The sequence below is a fragment of the Microcoleus sp. B7-D4 genome (genome assembly GCF_036705125.1).
Classification (GTDB): Bacteria; Cyanobacteriota; Cyanobacteriia; order Cyanobacteriales; family Microcoleaceae; genus Microcoleus.
This window is the reverse complement of record NZ_JAUBTT010000129.1, coordinates 1-19,422: the sequence shown is the minus strand read 5'-3', so window position 1 is coordinate 19,422 and position 19,422 is coordinate 1. Positions and strand designations below refer to the sequence as shown.

Here is a 19,422-nt window from a genome sequence, read left to right as displayed (position 1 = left end):
CCCGCCCGTCCTTTTTGGACGGGCGGGACGCCCATCCCACTTTCAAGAGTGGAAGTTATTTAATTCTCATTCCTTACTAAAAAAACCCGGTTTCTACGAGAATATTGCTTATAGCAACGAGGTATCTAGGAAGAAACCGGGTTTTTAGCCGTTTGGTGCGTTCAGGAAGGTTAGTGCGATCGGCTAAACTTCGACTAAACTATGGTGACAAGAATATCTTGAGCGTGAGTGTCAACTTTCATGGTTTCCCCTTCATAAACCTGAATGATTTTGCCGGTGCCGTCGATGACGAAAGTAACGCGCTTGGCATAATCGCCTTTCTCGACATCGTAAGCTTTGGTAATCGTGCCATCAACATCTGCTAATAGCTGGAAAGGCAAACCGTATTTTTCTGTGAACTTTTGGTGCGATTCCTCGTTGTCGCGGCTGACACCGAGAACTACTATATCTTTGCCTTTGTATTCTTCATGGGCTGCTTTGAAGCTTTGGGCTTGTCTGGTGCAGCCGGGGGTGTCATCTTTGGGGTAGAAATACAAGATTACGGTTTTACCTGCGAATTGGGACAGGGAGACGGTGTTGCCGTTGGTGTCTTTGGCGGTAAACTGAGGGGCAGCGCACCCAACTGGTAAAGTCATAGTTTTGTTTTTCTTGGGATTTATAAATGTATTTTAATTGATTTTGGGCGGGCTAGAAGCCCAACCCCTACTCCCCACAAGAAAATTTATTCTTTGTGGAACAGGCCACAAAGCCTGTTCATGATATTTAATTAAACTTCAGTAGGTTGTTTTTGGGACTCTAGCCAGCGATCGTAAGCTGTTCGATCCCCTGCGAATGAATCAAGGGTGACGGGCGATCGCTCGTATTGCTTGAGAGGAGCATTTTCTATTGGTTTGTAAGCGCAATAGCAAATACAAATTGAGTCAAATTCTGCGCCATAGGGAGCTGGAATTTCAGGAGTGTATTCGTGAACTTTCACAACTTCCCAGCCGCTGTCTCTGAAATGAGTTGATGCAGTGGGAAACATTGGGGCGATCGCACTTTCGACAATAACGCTTTCAGTTAAACGATAGCCCGGTGCTGGGGATGGCTTGCCGCTAGAGTCATAATGCTCGGCTATTGTCCAAATCAATGACTTAACCGAGCCGGCATTAGCTACTCGGTAAAAGCTTTCTCCTACTTTTGTTTCGGTGAGCGATCGGTATTTTTCCAGTTCACCTTTGTCGGCTCGGAAAATAATGTATTTACGCATCTTGTTTTCTCTCCTTCAGGTAATCACCTTGACTCAAGTCCATTGGCGAGGGCGGAAACTCGCAATTTCCCTCAAAAATGCAATCTACGCTCAAAATAGAATTGCCAGTCTCTTCTACATTTTTAAGCTGCCAACCGTATTTTTATTCCATATTAGTGCAAGCCTCTTCGCTTGTAGCTGTATGGCGCGTCTCGTTTTTTTCGTCATCATACCGAGGTTGTGACATAATTAATATGCTCCCTTGTTGGCTATTTCAACATTTGGAGTAGTCGTCATGTCCGGGTGTTACCGCAATCGGACATGACGCTTGTCCTTACTTTATAGTATACAGCCGGCGATATGTATAAGAGCCCTGTTTAATTTACCCAACAGAATATGATTGATTTCTACACTGTTATTCTCATAAAAAGTGCTGAGCGTTGGGTCTCTCTGTGTTTAGAAAATGGATTGGTGGGACAAGGCAATACTCCCGAACAATCTATTGATAAACTCAAACAAGCTATTGAGTCATTTTCCGAAGTCTATGAATCAGAGTCTGATGTTTATCTCAGTCCTATTTCTATTAATGAGTTACACGAATTTCTGACTTTAGAAGATGCGGAAGCTTCAGATACTTATGAATTAAGGAAAGTTTATGCCGAAAAACCTTCCCTCTTTAAAACCTAAAGCATTAATTAAGATTTTAGAACAAAACGGATGTCAGTTTTACCGAGAGGGTAAAGGGGATCATAGTTTGTATATGCGTGAAATTGAAGGCCGAAAAAGGATTGTTACGATTGATATCGGTGTAGGGAAATGTCACCAGCTTATGTGTGGCGGATTTTCAGGCAATTTGGGTTTACCGATCCAGAAATTGAAGGGATGATTCGTTAAGTAAGTTGATTTAACTAGCATTCTTATACAACAGGCCGCAAACAGGGAGCGACAACAGGTAATCCCTCAGTTTCTCGCTGTGCAACTTCAAAGTTTAATTCTAATAGAAACTTTAAGGGGTCTTGGTTGGCTTTGATATCGTAGGCTTTGCAAACGAGTTGGTCTAATTGGGCATGGAGTTTGGCAAGTTGGCTGGCGGGTTCATCAAAAAATTGGTTGTATAGTTGGGTAATGCCGCACTGTTTGCGCTCCATATACTCGGTGCGGTAGTCATGGAGAACCTGCATGGCTGCTCGAATTTCAGTTTTGGTTTTTTCTGGGCAATTTTGGGGAAAGGGAAATGTTTCAAAACAGGTGTTGTGAGTGTAACGTGTATCGGCTTTAAGGGTTGAGCTTTGTGCTTTTACCCACTGACGATGCAGATTTGAAGTTAGGATGCCAAGAACATAGAAGTCATCTGAAGCCACAGGATGGCAGCTATTTCCATGCAAGTAATTACAATCAGAAATTAAAAATATCGACCACTTTGAAGTTTCTGGGACGGCGAAACAAAAGGGTAAAGTTGCTAGAGCTTTTCGCATTGCTTCATTCGTGCGCTTGAATCGCCACCATTTTTCCCGCATGACGGCTTCTCGATTAGATTCTCGTTGAGGCTTGACGTACTTTTTAACATGATCGAACGGTAGCTGGTAATCACTAACCTCTTCTAAACTGCGATTGTCAAAATCAATAATCCAACGCTCTGGCTTTCCCTGGGGGTTCTGTGCCAGATTCGCACCCGTTGAAAAGAGCTTGAGAACATCTTGATTTTTAGGATCGGCTTTAATCCATTGCTTTACCTCTCTTTCAGTTACAATAAAACCCTTATCATTAGGTTGCACTCCTACGAAACATTGATTTAAGTTGGCTTTAATCTTTACAGCTTGAGAAGCATCGACTTCTGCCTTGAGAGAAGAATTGATATGAGAAACAACTTTATAATCAATACGGCAGGTTAATTCTTTACTCTCAGAACTTTTGAGCCAATTGACAATACTAATGTGTACTTTCGCTTCACCAGACCAAGGCTGAGTAGAAATTGCATCATAAATACAACCACCATTTTGAATGATGTAGTCTAAAGTAGCTTGACGAGTTTGACCTTGAGAGATGGTGTTTGTTGCGACTAAGCCAGCCCGGAAATCTTCCCTTAAGTGATTATGAGCAAGGCGAAACCAGTAGGAACAAAGATCTACTTTACCTTTTACATCAGGAAATTTAGCAAAAATACGATCGACATAATCATCACTAAGGGTTAGTCGCAGACGATTACCACCCAAAAAGGGAGGATTTCCAATAATTACATTAACTTGTTCCCACTCGCAAAACAGAGCATCATCACAGCGGATATTGCGATCGAGATTATCGAGCGGCAATGCTTGCTCTAGTTCCAGTGCCAGGTTTAACTGTACCGCATTGAGCAACTGGTTTTCTTCATCTAAAGCTAACTTTTTGGCAAGCATCAGCGTCACTTTTGCCAATTCCACGGCAAAGGGTTTGATGTCAATGCCGTAAAACTGGCTTGTCTTCACCAGCGACATCGTACCTATCGCATTAGCAGCACGAGAGAAATTTTCATGAATTTTAGTTAGCAATTGTGCCTCTAGTCGCTTCAGTTCCCGATAAGCAACATAGAGAAAATTACCGCTGCCACAAGCTGGGTCGAGAACTTTGAAATCAAGTAATTCTTGCCGCAGTGCCAACAAATCTTTCAGCGTCTTCGCAGCTTCAATCCGTTCTCGCCACGGGCGTATAATCGTAGGCAAAACCACTTTTTGAATGTCTGCCTCGCTGGTATAGTGCGCTCCCAAGGCATGACGTTCCTCTTTGCCCATACTGGACTCAAACAACGCGCCAAAAATCGCCGGTTCTACCTTTGACCACCGTTCCTTTGCTGCCTCCAATAGCAGATCGATTTCGCTGCGAGTCAGGGCGATCGGTTCAACAACTGAGAAGATACCGCCATTAAAATAGGATACATCCCGATAGCGACTGTCTTTAGGTGCGGGGCGATCGCTCCCCATTTGCCGAAACAATCCCCCAATTAAATCGTAGGAACTAACTCGGTTCATCTGGCAATCACCTAAAAACTCGGTGAATAAACCGCGCGGCAACAAATCGATATCTTCAGCAAACAAGGCTACTACACACTGAAGGATAAACCTTTGAGCTGTTTCTACTTTTTCGCCGCGCTCTACTAACCGATTAAAAACTAGAGCAACTTTGTCAGCGGCAGTTCGCGTTACATCAATTTGGTTGTTATTGAATAAAGGCTGGCGATTTTCGGGGAAAAGAAAGTTTAAGGCTGTGAAGCGAGCGGGTAACTCTTCCAGATTTACGCGGTCTACCGGTTCCCGCAGTTGTAAATCGAAATCGTAAACCCAAAACTCATCAAAGTTGCAAAGAACCACATATTTGGGACGTTGCGGCACTAGCTCAAGCCAGTATTCAAAGGCTTGCTGATAGTGTTTTTCCAGTTTTTCGCCCCGTTTTTTCATCTCCAGTAACAACCTGGGCCGCCACAGCAAATCAGCAAATTTCGTAGTTTTGCCTTTCGCCTTTACTCGAAATTCTAGTTCGGCTCCCGCTTCCTTGTAGCCTGGATGACCGAAGGCTTGAAACAGGCGATCGCAGAATACCTGTGCCTCGCCTTTTTCGTCTCCATTCAAAGTACGGACGTATTCAACAAACCTGTTGATATTATTTAGTGTATCGGTCATAATAAGTGTAAAATTAGGATCGATAGGGTGAATCAGCCCGCTCGGATATCTGTAACAATTAAAAATATAGTACCTGTTCAGAGGTTTTTTGAATGACTTTTATTCCATCCGAAGCGTTTAAATCTATTAGTTATCCCGATCGCACCGTAAAAAGAGCCGATCGCGCCGTCCGCTGTTCCCCTTTTCAATTACACTTCTTCCAGACCATCCGCGATAATAGTGTTTTCCTAACTGCGATCGCCTCAAATTCCGGTGTCGAAAGCGGCTACACTCGATCGCCCGTATCCGAACTCGTAGCCGAAAACTCCCTACTCTGGCTGATCCAAGTCGGCGTGTTGCGGCGGGAAGTAGACGGACAAGGGATTACCGACAGTTTTCGCCTCACGCCCCTAGGCCGCCAACTCGTGGAAAAATGGGAACAGGAAGGACAGGGGGTGCCGGCCGCGTCATTGTGCGATCGTATGGGAAATGCCGTTAGCCGCGGGTTGGGACTGTTTCTTTAAGCGTTTATTGCTTGTCCCAGTCCGACAGTCCGACAGTCGGACATTCCGACAGTCCGACATTCCGACATTCCGACAATCCGACATTCCCACAGTCCGACATTCCGACATTCCGACAATCCGACATTCCCACAGTCCGACATTCCCACAGTCCGACATTCCCACAGTCCGACATTCCCACAGTCCGACATTCCCACAGTCCGACAGGGAATGAATTCCCTGTCTCATAGCGAAAGTCGGTTAAAACCGACTGCAAGTTTAAATTCAATTCGATGTTGAGTTTCGCATAAAACCGACTGCAAGTCTCAATTTAACTTGATGTTGAGTTTCGCATTGCACGTTAATCAACCTCCTCAGTCCTCTTGCAGAGGACTTTCGCTATGAGACAGGGATTTCAATCCCTGTCGGACTGCAAGTTTAAATTCAATTCGATGTTGAGTTTTGCATAAAAGCGACTGCAAGTCTAAATTCAACTTGATGTTGAGTTTCGCATTTCACGTTAATCAACCTCCTCAGTCCTCTTGCAGAGGACTTGCGCTATGAGACAGGGATTTCAATCCCTGTCGGACTCGCCGTCAAACGAGTTAGACCGCGATCTCACTTGAGTTTCTTAGAAGGACTGGGGTGTGTTTTCTTTCACGGAGAATCCCACAAGCAAATTTATGCTTTTTTGTGGAATAGGCATCTTGCCTGTTCTTAACAAGGGTGCAAAATGTGAGTATAAATTAAACGCCCGATCGCTTAACTAATACAAATTAAACTTAAATCAAATAAAAATAATGGTTCAAACCGCTTCTAAACCTTTGACTCTCGATCAATTTCTCCAACTGTCGGAAACCAAACCCGCCAGCGAATTCATCGATGGTCAGATTATCCAGAAACCTATGCCCCAAGGAAAACACAGCACAATTCAAAGCGATTTGGGTGCTGACATTAACCGGGTACTCAAAGCCCAACGCATCGCCCGCGCCTATCCAGAATTGCGCTGTACCTTTGGAGGTCGATCGACAGTACCCGATCTTGCAGTGTTTACCTGGGAACGCATTCCCCGCGACGAAAACGGCGAAGTAGCCAACACTTTCGCCATCGCCCCCGACTGGACAATCGAAATTCTTTCCCCCGACCAAAGTCAAACTAAAGTCGTCCGCAACATTCTCCACAGTCTCGGCCACGGAACCCAGATGGGCTGGTTGATTGACCCGGAAGAAGAACTGGTATTTGTCTATTTTGCCGATCGCACCATAGCAGTTTTTGAAGAACCGGGCGATCGCATCCCCGTTCCAACCTTTGCCGAATCCTTCAATCTCACCGTCGGTCAAATGTTCAGTTGGCTGACTGAGTAGCGCAACCTGGATTTGTGAAGGATTTTTTAACCGCAGAGGGCGCAGAGGGCGCAGAGGAAGAGAAGAGAGAGAACTCTACGGATTTGGTTCGATCAAATGTGCGGTCGATCGCTTATACTAAAATATCTGGTTGTCAGCTCTTCAATGACGAGAGATGACTAAAGTTGTCACTACAAACTTCATTATGATTATTTAACCGGACTTGATATCATCTCTCAAATAACCGCTAACTACTAACAACTAACTACATAAAAAGTTTCTCAAAAATGGAAGCTAAATCTTACAAAGACACGGTAAACCTGCCCAAAACCAAGTTTGATATGCGCGCCAACGCCGTCAAACGGGAACCAGAATTGCAACAATTTTGGGCGGATCAAGAAATCTACGATCGCCTTTCGGAAAATAACCCAGGCGATTTGTTCATCCTGCACGACGGGCCACCCTACGCCAACGGACAACTCCACATCGGCCACGCCCTCAACAAAATCCTCAAAGACTTTATCAACCGCTACCAAATGCTGCGCGGCAAAAAAGTCCGCTACGTTCCCGGTTGGGATTGTCACGGATTGCCGATCGAACTTAAAGTATTGCAGAATATGAAATCGGAGGAGCGGCTAAATCTTACGCCGATCGAACTCCGCCGCAAAGCCTCCGCCTTCGCGCAGCAAACAATGGAACAGCAGCGCGAATCCTTCCAGCGCTACGGCGTTTGGGGCGACTGGAAACACCCGTATTTAACCATGAAACCCGAATACGAAGCCGCTCAAATCGGCGTTTTCGGTCAAATGGTGCTCAAGGGCTACATCTACCGAGGCTTCAAACCTGTTCACTGGAGTCCGAGCTCGAAAACAGCCCTCGCCGAGGCGGAACTGGAATATCCCGAAGGCCACACGTCGCGCAGCATCTACGTCGGCTTCCATGTGAAAAAATTGTCAAAATCTTTGCAGTCGAAGAAGGCGGGCACGGGGGCACCGCCCCTACAGCGCTATATGCCGAGCCTCTGGGCGGCGATTTGGACGACTACTCCCTGGACAATTCCGGCAAACTTGGCGATCGCCGTCAATCCCGAACTGACTTATGCGGTGGTGGAACCACCGGCAAATTCCCACATCGCACAACAATTTATGTTAGTAGCTGTCGATGCGGTCGATCGACTGTCGGCAACTTTTAACACTGAATTAAAAATACTGGCCACCTTCAAAGGCAAAGAATTAGAAGGTTGCATCTACAAACACCCGCTGTTCGATCGCGAAAGTCCAATTGTTGCCGGCGGTGACTACATTACTGCTGATTCGGGGACGGGATTGGTGCACACTGCACCTGGCCACGGACAAGAAGACTTTATAGTAGGAAAACGCTGCGGTTTACCAGTTTTAACGCCCGTAGATGAGAACGGAAATTTCACCGCAGAAGCCGGACAGTTTGCAGGTTTAAATGTCCTCGGAAATGGCAATGCCGCAGTGATTGATGCCCTTGCCGAAGCAAATTGTTTGATTAAAGAGGAAAGTTACGCTCACTCTTATCCTTACGATTGGCGCACGAAAAAGCCGACTATTTTTCGGGCGACGGAACAGTGGTTTGCCTCCGTTGAAGGGTTCCGCGATGAAGCCTTAAAAGCGATCGCCGAGGTGAATTGGATTCCCGCCCAAGGGGAAAATCGGATTACTGCAATGGTGGGCGATCGATCGGATTGGTGTATTTCTCGCCAGCGGACTTGGGGCGTTCCCATTCCCGTATTCTACGACGAAGAAAACAACGAACCGCTGCTGAATGAAGAAACGATCGCCCATGTGCAAGCCCTTTTTGCCGAGAAGGGTTCCGATGCTTGGTGGGAATTGTCGATCGCCGAATTGCTGCCGGAATCTTACCGCAACAACGGCCGCACTTACCGCAAAGGTACAGACACGATGGATGTGTGGTTTGACTCTGGTTCTTCCTGGGCCGCTGTTGCCCAAGGTCGATCGGAATTAAACTATCCGGCTGATATCTATTTGGAAGGTTCAGACCAACACCGTGGCTGGTTTCAATCGAGTTTACTTACCAGTGTAGCAACTAACGGCGTTGCTCCTTACAAAACAGTTTTGACTCACGGTTTTGTGCTCGATGAAAAAGGCCGGAAGATGAGCAAATCTGAAGGAAATGTCGTCGATCCGGCGACAGTAATTAAGGAATATGGAGCCGATGTTTTGCGGTTGTGGGTGTCTTCGGTAGACTACTCTGCCGACGTGCCGTTGGGCAAAAATATTCTCAAACAGCAGTCGGATGTTTACCGCAAAATTCGCAATACAGCTAAGTTTTTGCTGGGCAATTTGCACGACTTCGATCCGGCAAAAGATGCCGTTGCTTACAAGGAATTGCCGGAACTAGACCGCTATATGCTGCACAGAATGGGCGAAGTTTTTGCAGAAGTCCAAGATGCTTTTGAAAGCTTCCAATTTTCCAGATTTTTCCAAACTGTGCAGAATTTCTGCACGGTAGATTTATCGAATTTTTACTTGGATATTGCCAAAGACAGACTGTACATCAGCGCGACAGATACGCTTCGCCGTCGCAGTTGTCAGACGGTGATTGCAATTGCTGTGGAGAATTTAGCAAGGGCGATCGCACCTGTTTTGTGTCACATGGCTGAGGATATTTGGCAGTACCTTCCCTATCCGACTCCTTACAAGTCCGTGTTTGAAGCCGGCTGGGTGCAAATTGATGCTTCGTGGCACAATCCAGAATTGGCTACTCGCTGGCAGTATTTGCGACAAGTGCGCGGCGAAGTTAACAAGGTTTTGGAAAAAGCCCGGATGGAAAAGGCGATCGGTTCTTCTTTGGAAGCTAAGGTTTTATTGTACGTTCCTGATGTTGAGAAAAGAGAGCAATTGCAAGCTTTCAATCCCAGCAGCGAAGAATTGGTGGATTATGTGCGATCGCAAAATTCAGTCATCGAGTTAGCGGCCCAGGAGAAAGCAAAAGCAGCACAAGATAAACAGGAAGAACAAGCGGCAAAAGTTGCCAAAGTCTTGACAGAAAACAAAATTTATGTTGAGGCGAAAACGATCGCAGAAAAGGGCGATCGATCTTCTCAGATAGTAGAGTATTCTGTCCCTGAACTGTCGGCTTCAGATTCTGGGCAAATCTTAGATCGAGCCGCCGAGTTTGTGGCTAATTTGCCTGAATATGCGGGCAACTTTTTTACAGAATACCAACAAGTTTGGGTAACACTTGGGCTGTTAGCCTCTGTGTTAGTAACGGGCAGAGTAACGCTGGCGATTTTGGATACGATGAATCAGATTCCGATGTTGGGAGGCCTCTTTGAAGTCATCGGCATCTTATTTACAATCTGGTTTGCTTTCCGTCACTTGCTGTTTGCAGCCAACCGTCAAGAAATTGCACTACAAATTGATTTGCTGACAGCAGATGTGCTGGGCCAGACAACCGCGATCGTGCTTGCAGAAACAAAGGCGATCGTCCTCGCACCGCCAGTAGAGACAGCGCTTGTGCTTGTAGAAACACAGGCGATCGTACAAACAGCCCCAGCCGAAAAAGTGTTTGTAGAAACACCCCAAATCCCGCAAGCAGAATTAGTTGCGATCGAACCCAAGCCAGAAATTCCTGCTGAAATAGCTGCAGGGCACGATTCTACAATGACCGGCAACGGTGTAGACGAACTGCGGTATTTGTTCATTACTTCGGAAGTGGAACTGGTAGAATCCAATGCAATCCTGCAGGAATTGCCGTACAGTTATCAGTCTCCCGAATTGGCGATTGGTGTAGTGAAAGCAGACGGGGAAAAGTGCGATCGTTGCTGGAATTACTCGACTCACGTCAGCGAGTCGATCGAACATCCGCTAATTTGCGAACGCTGCGTTTCAGCAGTAGACCACAAATTCTAACGTAGGCTGTGTACCGCGCACCTTACATCTTAATGTAGGGTGCGTTACTATCTCAAAAATTTTTTTTGCAACCTTGTTTCTGGTAACTACGGAATTATAAAAGCAATGGCTTACAGCGATTTCAAATTAAGTAATGTAAGTAAAATATTTGAATTAACAATTACTGAGTCTTCCCAACTATTCGCTGATGTTCTCGAAATAGAACCCAGCGAATTATTAACAACTATTCTCAAAGAAAATATCGATCTCGCTGTTTCAATTAATACCGAAAAAGCCAGATCAGAAATGATTATAGCCCCAATTCTTCTAGAAATTAGGCGCAAATTAAATTATCATATAAGTTTATTTTCTGGGATCGAGTTTAATGTCGATCCAAGTAAAGGACTCAATGGATTTTGCGATTTTTTAATGAGCAATTCTCAGGAACAATTGTTTATTTCCACTCCCATATTAGCAATTGTAGAGGCAAAAAATGATAACTTGAAAGCAGGATTAGGTCAGTGTATCGCTGAAATGGTAGCAGCACAATTGTTTAACCAACAAGAAGGTAATGAAATCTCGATTATTTACGGCGCTGTCACAACTGGTACAGTTTGGCAATTTCTAAAACTAGAAAATAACGTGGTTTCGATAGATTTAACCGAGTATTTTATCCGAGATATTCAGAAAATCATCGGAATTTTAATCAAAGCTATGAACGGCTAACAGTAAGGTGTGTACTCAACAGTATTAGTAGCTAACTGTAGGGTGTGTCAGGGGAAAATTTCTTGAGTAGGTAGGCGATTAAAACCTTCGGCGCTGACGCACCCTACCATAACTTATAGTCAAACTGTACGCAGTCCACACCATACAAACTCAACCGGTGTCCAGTGTACACTATACAGATAGAGGTTATAAAATCGATTACCAAAACTATTTCTGATTAAAAAAACGGCAGACGATTTCACCAGGGTGGTTTTGTCCAAACGCCAAAACTGTGCCATCTTTCTTAACTGTAGTGCGATCGCGGCAATTGTAGACTTCTAGAGGCTTTTTCACTCCATCAACACTCAGAATTACCCTGTATTCCCAATAATTTTTTGCACTGCGTTTGATATCGACAATGCAAATCTCGCGCCCTTGGTAATTGCGGCATACAGAGGCCTCAGCAGGAAGCGCATTCCAGAAAAAAGATATTAATAGCAACAAGCAGCAAACACATTTCATCATCTGCGATCTATTCTACTGCATAACCCGTATACTTCCGCATAAACGGGGGCTGAAATCCCCAAACAATATCCTCTTTGGGAACTCCGGCTATTACTAAATCTTCAGCAATATCATCTTCAGTGGCATTCCATTGAAGCCAAATTTTCCCGCCCTTGATATCAATGTGAATGCTACAGTGATGCACCCTAGTCTGCTTGTCCCAGCCCACATAAAAGATTTGGTAATGATCTCGTTCTGTATCAAGAATTGTCTCGACTTCAATGTCTCCGTGAGCAGGTTTGCGCTTGCCGTACTCCAGTAACATTTGCTGCACAATTTGCCGATATTTGATTAATTTTTCCATTCTACAATTACCTCAAGTGCTGTATCATAAACAATCATTTTTACCTGGTTTTCCTCGATCCTTGCTTTCGGGAAATCTAGTTTAAAAAATTCTTCATAAGTTATTAACGGCACAGCCAAGTACAAAATGCGATCGGGTGCTTTTTCTTTAAGTGCGGCTCGATAATTAATGAACTGCCCCAATGCTCTGTGAAATTCCGAGATTGCCGACGATTTTGCCAAAAAACTTTTGACCTCAACGGCAATTTTTTCGCCTTGCCTTTCTGCCGCAATCAGCCTTTCTGCTCCCAGATCGATCGACATATCTACACCGCCAACACTAATCGGAAACGGATCGTGGGTAATATGCCAGCCTTCTTTTTGCAAAGCTGTTTTGACAACTTCATGAAAAACATCTCTGGCAGACATAATATATCGATAACTAACTTACTTATTCCTATCTTACCTTTTTTGATAACCAACTGGCAGTATTTGGCAACTGAGATGTGGCACTATTCTCAAGAACGGGCAAGATGCCCGTTCCACAAGAGATAAATTTTCTTGTGGAACAGGCATCTTGCCTGTTCCTAAAAGGATTATTGACAATGATGCAACATCTCAGTTAGAAGCCACTTAAAAATTGGACACGCCCTCAAGTCGCAACATCATAAGATAGCTGAACCATACCAGAACTGTATGTCTGACATCCAGTTAACTGCAAAGCTGTAGTATTTATGGGATTAACAAATAAAGGGATTCCCTCGCCCAAAATAAGCGGATGAACCGAGAGAATCACTTCGTTGACAAAGTTTTGATTCAGGAAATCGCGAATCAGCAGAGAACCTCCCACCAACCAAATATTCTTGCCGTCCAGCAAGCGCAAATCATTGACAAAAATCTCTAAATCTGTTACCACTTCGACATCTGAAGTGCCTTGAAAATCTAGATTTTTCGTAAAAACATAGCTCTTTTTTTCCTGGTACGGATACTCGCCAAAAGTTAGAACTTGTTCGTAAGTTTTTCGACCCATGAGAACCGTATCGATGCTACCTAAGAAGTTACTATAACCGTAATTTTGGTCTGTAAACAGCCAGTCAATATCGCCATTCGATCGGGCGATATAACCGTCCAGACTAGATGCAATGAATAGTACAATTTTACGCATGGCAACACCGAGGTTTTTGGACTGATTGAGGTGATTATCGCCCCAATCACCTTAATTTTAAATGATTTAGCGTCCTGACGGCCGCTTGAGTTCGATACCCACCTTTTGACCGAGATCGATCGCCGTATTAGCAAAATCAGTCATTCCTGCGATCGGAATAGCGATCGCAGTACCCGCCGCTAAAATAGCTGTTAAGCTTTTCTTTAATCTGGCTTTATTCCATTGATTCTCCGGTTTCTTAATTTCCGCTTCGACATCTTCAATATCAATAATTATCTCATCGCGGATGTCTTCGGGAAACTGATCGGCGGTTTGACGCATCGATGAAATCAGTTTCAGGATTTCTGCCGTATTGGCGTTATTGTTTTGCAGGGATTGATTGCCGCCAACTTCGGCACTGTTCGACGAACCGCCGATATTGCCGGAAAAGTTAGAACCTTGAAAAGCACCTTGAAAGTTGTTGATTTCAGAAGAATTTTGAGTCATTTTTGCTTCTGCTTTATTAATAATTGGTCTACTAACAGCTAGTTTAGCGATATCTACAAGGTCGTCATATTCTCTTCCGTATTTTTCCATTTCTCGATCGCCCATTTGCTTTCTGCGCCGAAGTTCGATCGACTCATACCCATCCAACAACGGCCGCAAATCCAGTTTAAGTTTAAGTTTCCCAACGCGCACCGTATTTTCGCCCATCTCCTCCAATCCTAGCAATTCCTCGTAATCCAGCGGATCGGCATCGGGACAACCCGGAACCGGCACCCATTGACTGATTTCCAGATTGGCAAAAGAATTGTGGATTTTGGTAAACGTATCGCGAATCATGCTGAGGAAAGAACGCCGCGTCGATTCCCGCCCGCTAACGGCAATAAAGATTTTCTTATCTTCCGGGTCAGATTTAATCCGGGCGATGTTGTACACCTCAGCGCCTTCGGTGTACTCCAGCATAACCCCCGTGCGCCAGTGGGTGCTGTTGTGGATTTTCTCGTGGGTGAGGACGATGAAACGCGAGAGGATGCTGTCGGGGAGGATGCGGTAGTGATATTGAAATTCCAGGGTTTCGCCTTGGAGTTCGGTGTTTTCCGGTTGTTCTTTGGGCAAGATGCCGGGGATGAGGAAAGTCGGCGCCCGACAATGGCTGACGGGGAAGCAGAGTTCAAATTCCTCCATCAACCCGGTGAGGCAGTGGTAGCGGCGGCTGGGATATTTATTTGAGTCGAGGATGCGGCTGAGGTCGGCGTAGGTGAGAATACCTTTGGTTTTGACTTTGAGTGCGTCGTCGCTGAGGAGGGCATAGATGCCTTCTGTCACCCAGTGGGGATTGAGGATGTTGGTGGATTGCAGGATGGGGTGTTCGCGGAAGTTGAGGACAATGCCCAGGTTGTGCAGCAGTCCGATCAGTTGGGTTTGGTCGGTTTCTTCCCAGATGTTTTCTTTGGCGCAGATGGTGGCGTATTCGCTGATGCTGATGATGTCTTTGTCGAGGTTTTCCAGGCGCTGCTTGACTTGGAACCAGCTTAGCGGCAAAAGATCGTAGACTTGTTTGAGTTTAAACAATTTACCAAAAAACAATGCTTTCAGCCGTTCTCAGTCTAGAATCTAGACTGTTTCTAGAAGACTAACGTGGACACGTCGTTCCAGGTGTTGAGCTAGCTTATTTTAAAGGGAATATTCTCTAGATAAATTCTAGACGCGGTAGGGTAGCGATATTTGCGATCGCTCTGTAGGCCTCAACTCAAAATCGGGTTTTTCGATGGTAAATGCCATTTTAAAATTTACTTTTTGGGATTTAAGCAAAAAAAAAGCCGCTATCTGCGAGTCTAAGCCTGTATTTCCAGGGATAGCCGCCTACTGTAGGCGGCTATTGTTCAAAATGCTATCCCGTCCCGGTCAGAAGCCGAAAACCTACAATCACAACATACACATAGCGTGACTGACGCGATCGCACTGCCGTGCCAGCCGATCGTCATCAGTTAAGGTAACAGGCTACCCAGCATATCCAAAATTGCTTCTACGTCCGCTAGGTCGCATTTAGACTTTTTGCGCTTAGCTTTCAATTGGTTGAGTAAGACAGCAGCATCAGGTAAATCACTTGTGTAAAATGATTCTCCATTATCTAGCTGTCGAGCTATAGTCAGCACCCGATCTGCTAGGGCGATCGGTACTCGGATAGTGCGGGTTTGCCCGTGTTCCCATTTACCCTCATAGTGCTTGAGGTTGGCTAGGCTAGCGTCATTAATGTTTTTAGTTATTTCACTTGTGTCAGGTGATTTATTATTAACAGACTGGCACGGATGCTTTAGTTCTGTCAAGTGTTTAGTCACGCGACACAAGTGACTAGGGGTAGAAAGTTAGGCTGTAGGTAGATGACACTCGAAACTACTACTTTTCGGAGAGATACATCAAATCCCCGGCGACGAACTCCTGTTCCCTTACGAATGCTACTTCTTTGTCGAATTGTACCCGCAAGCCCGTATAAGTGGGGTAATTGGTAATTTTGGTAATTTCCCCTTTAACGCCCTTAGCGCGATCGCCGGGCTTCACTACAACAACCCGATCGCCTACCTCCAAAATACGGGAAGGCCTCGGTGCGGGCTGTTGTGTAGGGGATGTCCCATTAAGTGCTCGCTTGAAAAATCCCCTCAAGTGAAGTCCATCGGTACTTTCAATAAATTTCTTTATCTCTTCCATTTTTTCGGTATCGCCGCTCGCTTTTGCTTCCCGGTACTCGTCGGCCATCCTTTCAGCCCGCTGTCTGTTGGCGGTGGTTTGCATATCGGCTTTAGTCGGGTTTGAGGGAGTTGAGGGGGGGGGTGGTGGCACTTGGGAGGGAGTTATTGAGGGAGTTTGAATCGTTACTGGTACTGGGTTTGAGGGAGTTGAGGGAGTTTGGGGGGGTAAATCTTTTTCTAACTCACTTTCTCGATCACTTTCTTCCTTATCTGGCAGATAATTTTCTTTATTTTTGTTTCCGTTTGAAACTTTAGGGTCTAACTCCCTCAACTCCCTCAAAGGTATATCTGGTAGGGGTTCAACTCCCTCCCCAACTCCCTGCAAACTCCCTGCAACTCCCTCGCTAACTCCCTCAATCCCGACTAAAGTTTCGGAGTGAGTGATATGGTTATCCGACTTTTCTCTCACCCTCAATCCCTCAAAATAGGCTTGTGCACCCTGATGTCGGGTAAAGGGTAAATTCTCGTCTGTCAGCAAGTCGGCAAGCAAGCGGGGGAATTTGACAATACTTACTTTCGAGAACCCACTCTCTTCGCAAAAATCCTTGTAAGCCTCGTAAAGCTTCCCGGTGCGGGTAGTAGCGGCCGGGTCTAGTACCAGTTCCATATCAAAGAATGCAGCGGTCGAGCTTGTTTCGACTTTCATCTCCCATTCCTTATATTTGAACTCAGCAATCTTTTCGGCTCCGATACCGCGTATCGCTTGAGTAACGGCGCTATTTGCGAGGGAGAGGGCTATTCCAATCAATGCGGGTATTTCTGCCTCAAACTCACTTTCGATAGCGTGGTCGCGTTTTTCGGTAGGTATGGGGTTATCAAAGTGAACCAGGCACAACCGACGCTCTAGCCCGGTAGTGTCACCCACAAATATGGGTTTGTTACTACAGATGAGGAAGCACCCGTAGAAAAACGCATCGGCGGCCGGAGTGTGCAATTCCCGGTAACTAACAGCATCTCCACCCGTAAAACTGAGAATCGAGTCAATACCTACGGGTTTTCGTTCATCGGCAAACACTACCAATTGTTTATCCACAACTGATGCCTTAGTCGATCCGTCACTTAGGCGATCGAGCTGGCAGCCCTTAAAGTTCTCCCGTCCAACCATTTTCTCCATCAACCGAGTAAAAGTACCCTTACCGGAACCCGGCGCTCCGACCAAGTGAACGAACATCTGCAAGTCGAAAAACCGATGTTTGAGTATGGCGTTAGCAATGGCTAGCAACTTAAACATTTTTCGCTCATCGTCTTGCATCGCCGTCCTGAAGAATTTATGGGTATTAGGACAATTTACCCGTAAAGCCTCTAACGGGTCGCTTAAATCGCCTTCTAGTGGCTTGTAGTCGAAGGGTAAGAACGAGGTAAACCCCGTACCCGGTGAGTGCGGTTGAGTTGTGAGGGTATTACCATCTAGAACGCAATTACTAAAGTTGATGTAACGCTTTCTATCCCAATACTGCCAGCGGATTTGTCGCAAGTCACATTGGAGCAATTCCACCACGTTGTTAATATACTCAATCCCGCTGTAGTTTATGTTTTTTGCGTCAATAGTGGTTTTGACCAAACTCTTAAACGGCCCTATCCCTACCTTTTCCCAGTGTTTACCGGAGTATATCCGCCACGTTTTTTGTTCGTCATCATATTTCCACTGATGCCCATATTGTTCGGCTAACCGGGCCGCTGCTTCTCGCGGTGTCGGTGGCTTTTTCTTTTTTGTTGGTGTATCACTATCAGTTGTGTCAGGTGATTCAACTACATTACTAGCTTTCATCAGTATTGCCCTGAAGGCCTCAATCCCTTGATTATTGATGAAATCATCCATCCCCTTGCCGTCCTCGTGGTTCCAATTGCCTGTAACCGATAGTACCTCGCAGCCATAGGCTTTCAGGTGTTTAGTGAGGGTTTTTTCGGCACGGCGAACATTCTTTATGGTTTCCACCTTCTCAGGTGGATCGGAGTCATAAGAGATGATAAAGTTAAAACCCGCTTCAGCTAATCGTTTCAGCCCTGGTATCAAGTCGGGTTCACCCTTTGCCTTTGGGGTTAATCCCATATCTATCCCCATTAGGGCTACCGTAGGGATATCCCACATACAGCCCTTAATTGCCTTTATGCACCCCTCGGTGATGAGTAGGTAGGGTTTGCCGTTAATGGTGAAGCATCGGGCTTTAAGAGCCTCTAAATCAGTCCAATATGTTTCGACTTCTGGATGCTTGGCAAGGAAAGCATCGTATTCACCTTTAGGGGTGCGATATTTAGGAAGCTTTCCGTCCTTTGACGGCCACGGGTTAATTGGCCGTAGTTGCAGTTGTTCGAGGTTGCCGTAAAAAACTATACAGGGTGATTTAGCCTCATATCCCAGCAATACCGTGGCTTTCGGGATGTCAGCACTACCACAGTTTGCATATATCCAATCCAGAGGAAGTTTTCGCTCGACTCTTAAATAGTCCTTGTCAGCGGCATTGAGTAAAGATTTGTTGCGGGTAGCGGCAACAACTGTAGAAGATGATGGTATACTATCCATAGCGGTTGTTCCTGCAAGTAAGGTGATTAACCGCTATCCCTAGTGTTTAGCTAGTGAATTGATGCCGTGATATACCCTTCCGGCAAGGGGACTTTCTAGAAAAAGTCTAGAAAATAAGTTAAATTTGGTTCAGGTTTTTTGGGTTTTTGTTGTCTCTCTTCACCAGCTAACGCTATTTAGGGACAGCGAGAGCCTTTTTTTTGCCTGCGGGTACAAGCGGGCAAATTCTGCTGTTGAAATTGTAACCTGTCGGGGGATGGCAAATATCCCACAAATAAAGCTTATACAGCGTTATAATTCTTCCGGAACCCTATAAGGGTTAGGATTATTTTCTCGTGTATTAAAGTCTATACAGCGTGAGAGAAATTTACACTAAATCTCACAAAATTTATACACAAGACGCATTTTTCTTACTTTGTATAACAGGTGCTTAAGTAAGTAAGTGTATTTCCTAGAGTAGCCCCCTACAGTAGGGGGCTACTTGTAAAAATGCTCACAAAAAAAGAAAAGCTAGCTTCACACTATGCAGATGATGTGACTCTAGCTTTTTTACTTGTGACCTTACCGATCGGATACCAACCTAAAACTCAATCAACAAATCATTAAGCTCTTGCCGTGTGGGCGGGAACTGTCCACCCCGTTTGTAGTGAGTAAGCAACCGACTGTAGGTGATGCCCGACTTCAAGTCCCCAAAGTGTTTGGCATAGGCGTAAAGCCCTAGCTCTTGCGCTTCTTGTACCATTACCAATTTATCCTTGGGGGCGGTTCGCCGTTCGACTACCTTGTAGTGTTGGCTCATCCTCACCGGTTCCGGTAGTGGCTCATATGCCTTTTTTGCGATCGCTTCGAGGCACGTTAGTACCCGCAGCACC

General features: G+C 45.4%; 18 protein-coding genes. 6 read left to right on the top strand and 12 right to left on the bottom strand.

Features of this window, described 5'->3' with window-relative positions; all coding sequences use genetic code 11:
* Nucleotides 1–194 precede the first annotated feature (194 nt).
* Both QUB12_RS33300 and QUB12_RS33295 read right to left on the bottom strand, forming a co-directional pair.
* Nucleotides 195–635 carry a peroxiredoxin gene (locus tag QUB12_RS33300; RefSeq protein ID WP_172192900.1) on the bottom strand — a complete coding sequence of 147 codons (441 nt, stop codon included), beginning with the start codon at nucleotides 633–635 and terminating at the stop codon, nucleotides 195–197.
* A 131-nt stretch (nucleotides 636–766) separates the two neighbouring features.
* Nucleotides 767–1,249, bottom strand: a complete 483-nt coding sequence (locus tag QUB12_RS33295; RefSeq protein ID WP_333310462.1) for a hypothetical protein — start codon at nucleotides 1,247–1,249, stop codon at nucleotides 767–769.
* Between the two features lie 450 nt (nucleotides 1,250–1,699).
* Between QUB12_RS33295 and QUB12_RS33290 the strand changes: the two genes are divergently transcribed.
* Nucleotides 1,700–1,915 carry a hypothetical protein gene (locus QUB12_RS33290; protein ID WP_333310460.1) on the top strand — a complete coding sequence of 72 codons (216 nt, stop codon included), beginning with the start codon at nucleotides 1,700–1,702 and terminating at the stop codon, nucleotides 1,913–1,915.
* Nucleotides 1,884–2,114, top strand: a complete 231-nt coding sequence (locus QUB12_RS33285; protein ID WP_333143936.1) for a hypothetical protein — start codon at nucleotides 1,884–1,886, stop codon at nucleotides 2,112–2,114. The genes QUB12_RS33290 and QUB12_RS33285 overlap by 32 nt, the downstream gene beginning before the upstream one ends.
* A 31-nt stretch (nucleotides 2,115–2,145) precedes the next feature.
* Here QUB12_RS33285 and QUB12_RS33280 read toward each other — a convergent pair whose 3' ends face one another.
* Nucleotides 2,146–4,881, bottom strand: coding sequence for a DNA methyltransferase (locus tag QUB12_RS33280; RefSeq protein WP_333143935.1), 2,736 nt, complete (start codon nucleotides 4,879–4,881; stop codon nucleotides 2,146–2,148).
* Between the two features lie 92 nt (nucleotides 4,882–4,973).
* Here QUB12_RS33280 and QUB12_RS33275 point away from each other — a divergent pair, with 92 nt between their 5' ends.
* The gene (locus tag QUB12_RS33275; RefSeq protein WP_333143934.1) at nucleotides 4,974–5,384 is read left to right on the top strand and encodes an Npun_F0494 family protein; all 411 of its coding nucleotides are present in this window, start codon (nucleotides 4,974–4,976) and stop codon (nucleotides 5,382–5,384) included.
* A 4-nt stretch (nucleotides 5,385–5,388) separates the two neighbouring features.
* Here the strand turns inward: QUB12_RS33275 and QUB12_RS33270 are convergent, their stop codons facing one another.
* A complete protein-coding gene (locus tag QUB12_RS33270) occupies nucleotides 5,389–5,649 on the bottom strand; it encodes a hypothetical protein (RefSeq protein WP_333143933.1) in 261 nt (86 codons plus the stop codon).
* 511 nt (nucleotides 5,650–6,160) lie between these two features.
* Between QUB12_RS33270 and QUB12_RS33265 the strand changes: the two genes are divergently transcribed.
* The 3 genes from QUB12_RS33265 (at nucleotide 6,161) to QUB12_RS33255 (ending at nucleotide 11,310) form a co-directional block, all read left to right on the top strand.
* Nucleotides 6,161–6,724, top strand: coding sequence for a Uma2 family endonuclease (locus tag QUB12_RS33265; protein WP_333143932.1), 564 nt, complete (start codon nucleotides 6,161–6,163; stop codon nucleotides 6,722–6,724).
* Nucleotides 6,725–6,990: 266 nt separating this feature from the next.
* A complete protein-coding gene (gene ileS, locus QUB12_RS33260; RefSeq protein WP_333310458.1) occupies nucleotides 6,991–10,605 on the top strand; it encodes an isoleucine--tRNA ligase in 3,615 nt (1,204 codons plus the stop codon).
* A 105-nt stretch (nucleotides 10,606–10,710) separates the two neighbouring features.
* Nucleotides 10,711–11,310: a hypothetical protein gene (locus tag QUB12_RS33255; RefSeq protein WP_333143930.1), complete on the top strand. Its 600-nt coding sequence runs from the start codon at nucleotides 10,711–10,713 to the stop codon at nucleotides 11,308–11,310.
* A 207-nt stretch (nucleotides 11,311–11,517) separates the two neighbouring features.
* On the opposite strand, the gene QUB12_RS33250 is transcribed toward QUB12_RS33255, so the two are convergent.
* The 8 genes from QUB12_RS33250 to QUB12_RS33215 form a co-directional block, all read right to left on the bottom strand.
* Nucleotides 11,518–11,814: a hypothetical protein gene (locus tag QUB12_RS33250; protein ID WP_333143929.1), complete on the bottom strand. Its 297-nt coding sequence runs from the start codon at nucleotides 11,812–11,814 to the stop codon at nucleotides 11,518–11,520.
* A gap of 7 nt (nucleotides 11,815–11,821) precedes the next feature.
* Complete coding sequence (locus tag QUB12_RS33245; protein ID WP_333033025.1) at nucleotides 11,822–12,157, bottom strand: XisI protein; 336 nt, start codon at nucleotides 12,155–12,157, stop codon at nucleotides 11,822–11,824.
* A complete protein-coding gene (locus QUB12_RS33240; protein ID WP_333143928.1) occupies nucleotides 12,145–12,564 on the bottom strand; it encodes a XisH family protein in 420 nt (139 codons plus the stop codon). The genes QUB12_RS33245 and QUB12_RS33240 overlap by 13 nt, the downstream gene beginning before the upstream one ends.
* A gap of 223 nt (nucleotides 12,565–12,787) precedes the next feature.
* Nucleotides 12,788–13,300 (bottom strand): dihydrofolate reductase family protein, encoded by a 513-nt coding sequence (locus QUB12_RS33235; RefSeq protein ID WP_333143927.1) that lies wholly within the window; start codon nucleotides 13,298–13,300, stop codon nucleotides 12,788–12,790.
* A 66-nt stretch (nucleotides 13,301–13,366) separates the two neighbouring features.
* The gene (locus tag QUB12_RS33230) at nucleotides 13,367–14,854 is read right to left on the bottom strand and encodes a COR domain-containing protein (RefSeq protein WP_333300895.1); all 1,488 of its coding nucleotides are present in this window, start codon (nucleotides 14,852–14,854) and stop codon (nucleotides 13,367–13,369) included.
* A 416-nt stretch (nucleotides 14,855–15,270) separates the two neighbouring features.
* Complete coding sequence (locus QUB12_RS33225) at nucleotides 15,271–15,621, bottom strand: hypothetical protein (RefSeq protein WP_333310455.1); 351 nt, start codon at nucleotides 15,619–15,621, stop codon at nucleotides 15,271–15,273.
* Between the two features lie 58 nt (nucleotides 15,622–15,679).
* Nucleotides 15,680–18,550, bottom strand: coding sequence for a DUF3854 domain-containing protein (locus QUB12_RS33220; protein ID WP_333143924.1), 2,871 nt, complete (start codon nucleotides 18,548–18,550; stop codon nucleotides 15,680–15,682).
* Nucleotides 18,551–19,130: 580 nt separating this feature from the next.
* The coding region (locus QUB12_RS33215) for a hypothetical protein (RefSeq protein ID WP_333310453.1) at nucleotides 19,131–19,422 on the bottom strand (292 nt) is incomplete at its 5' end.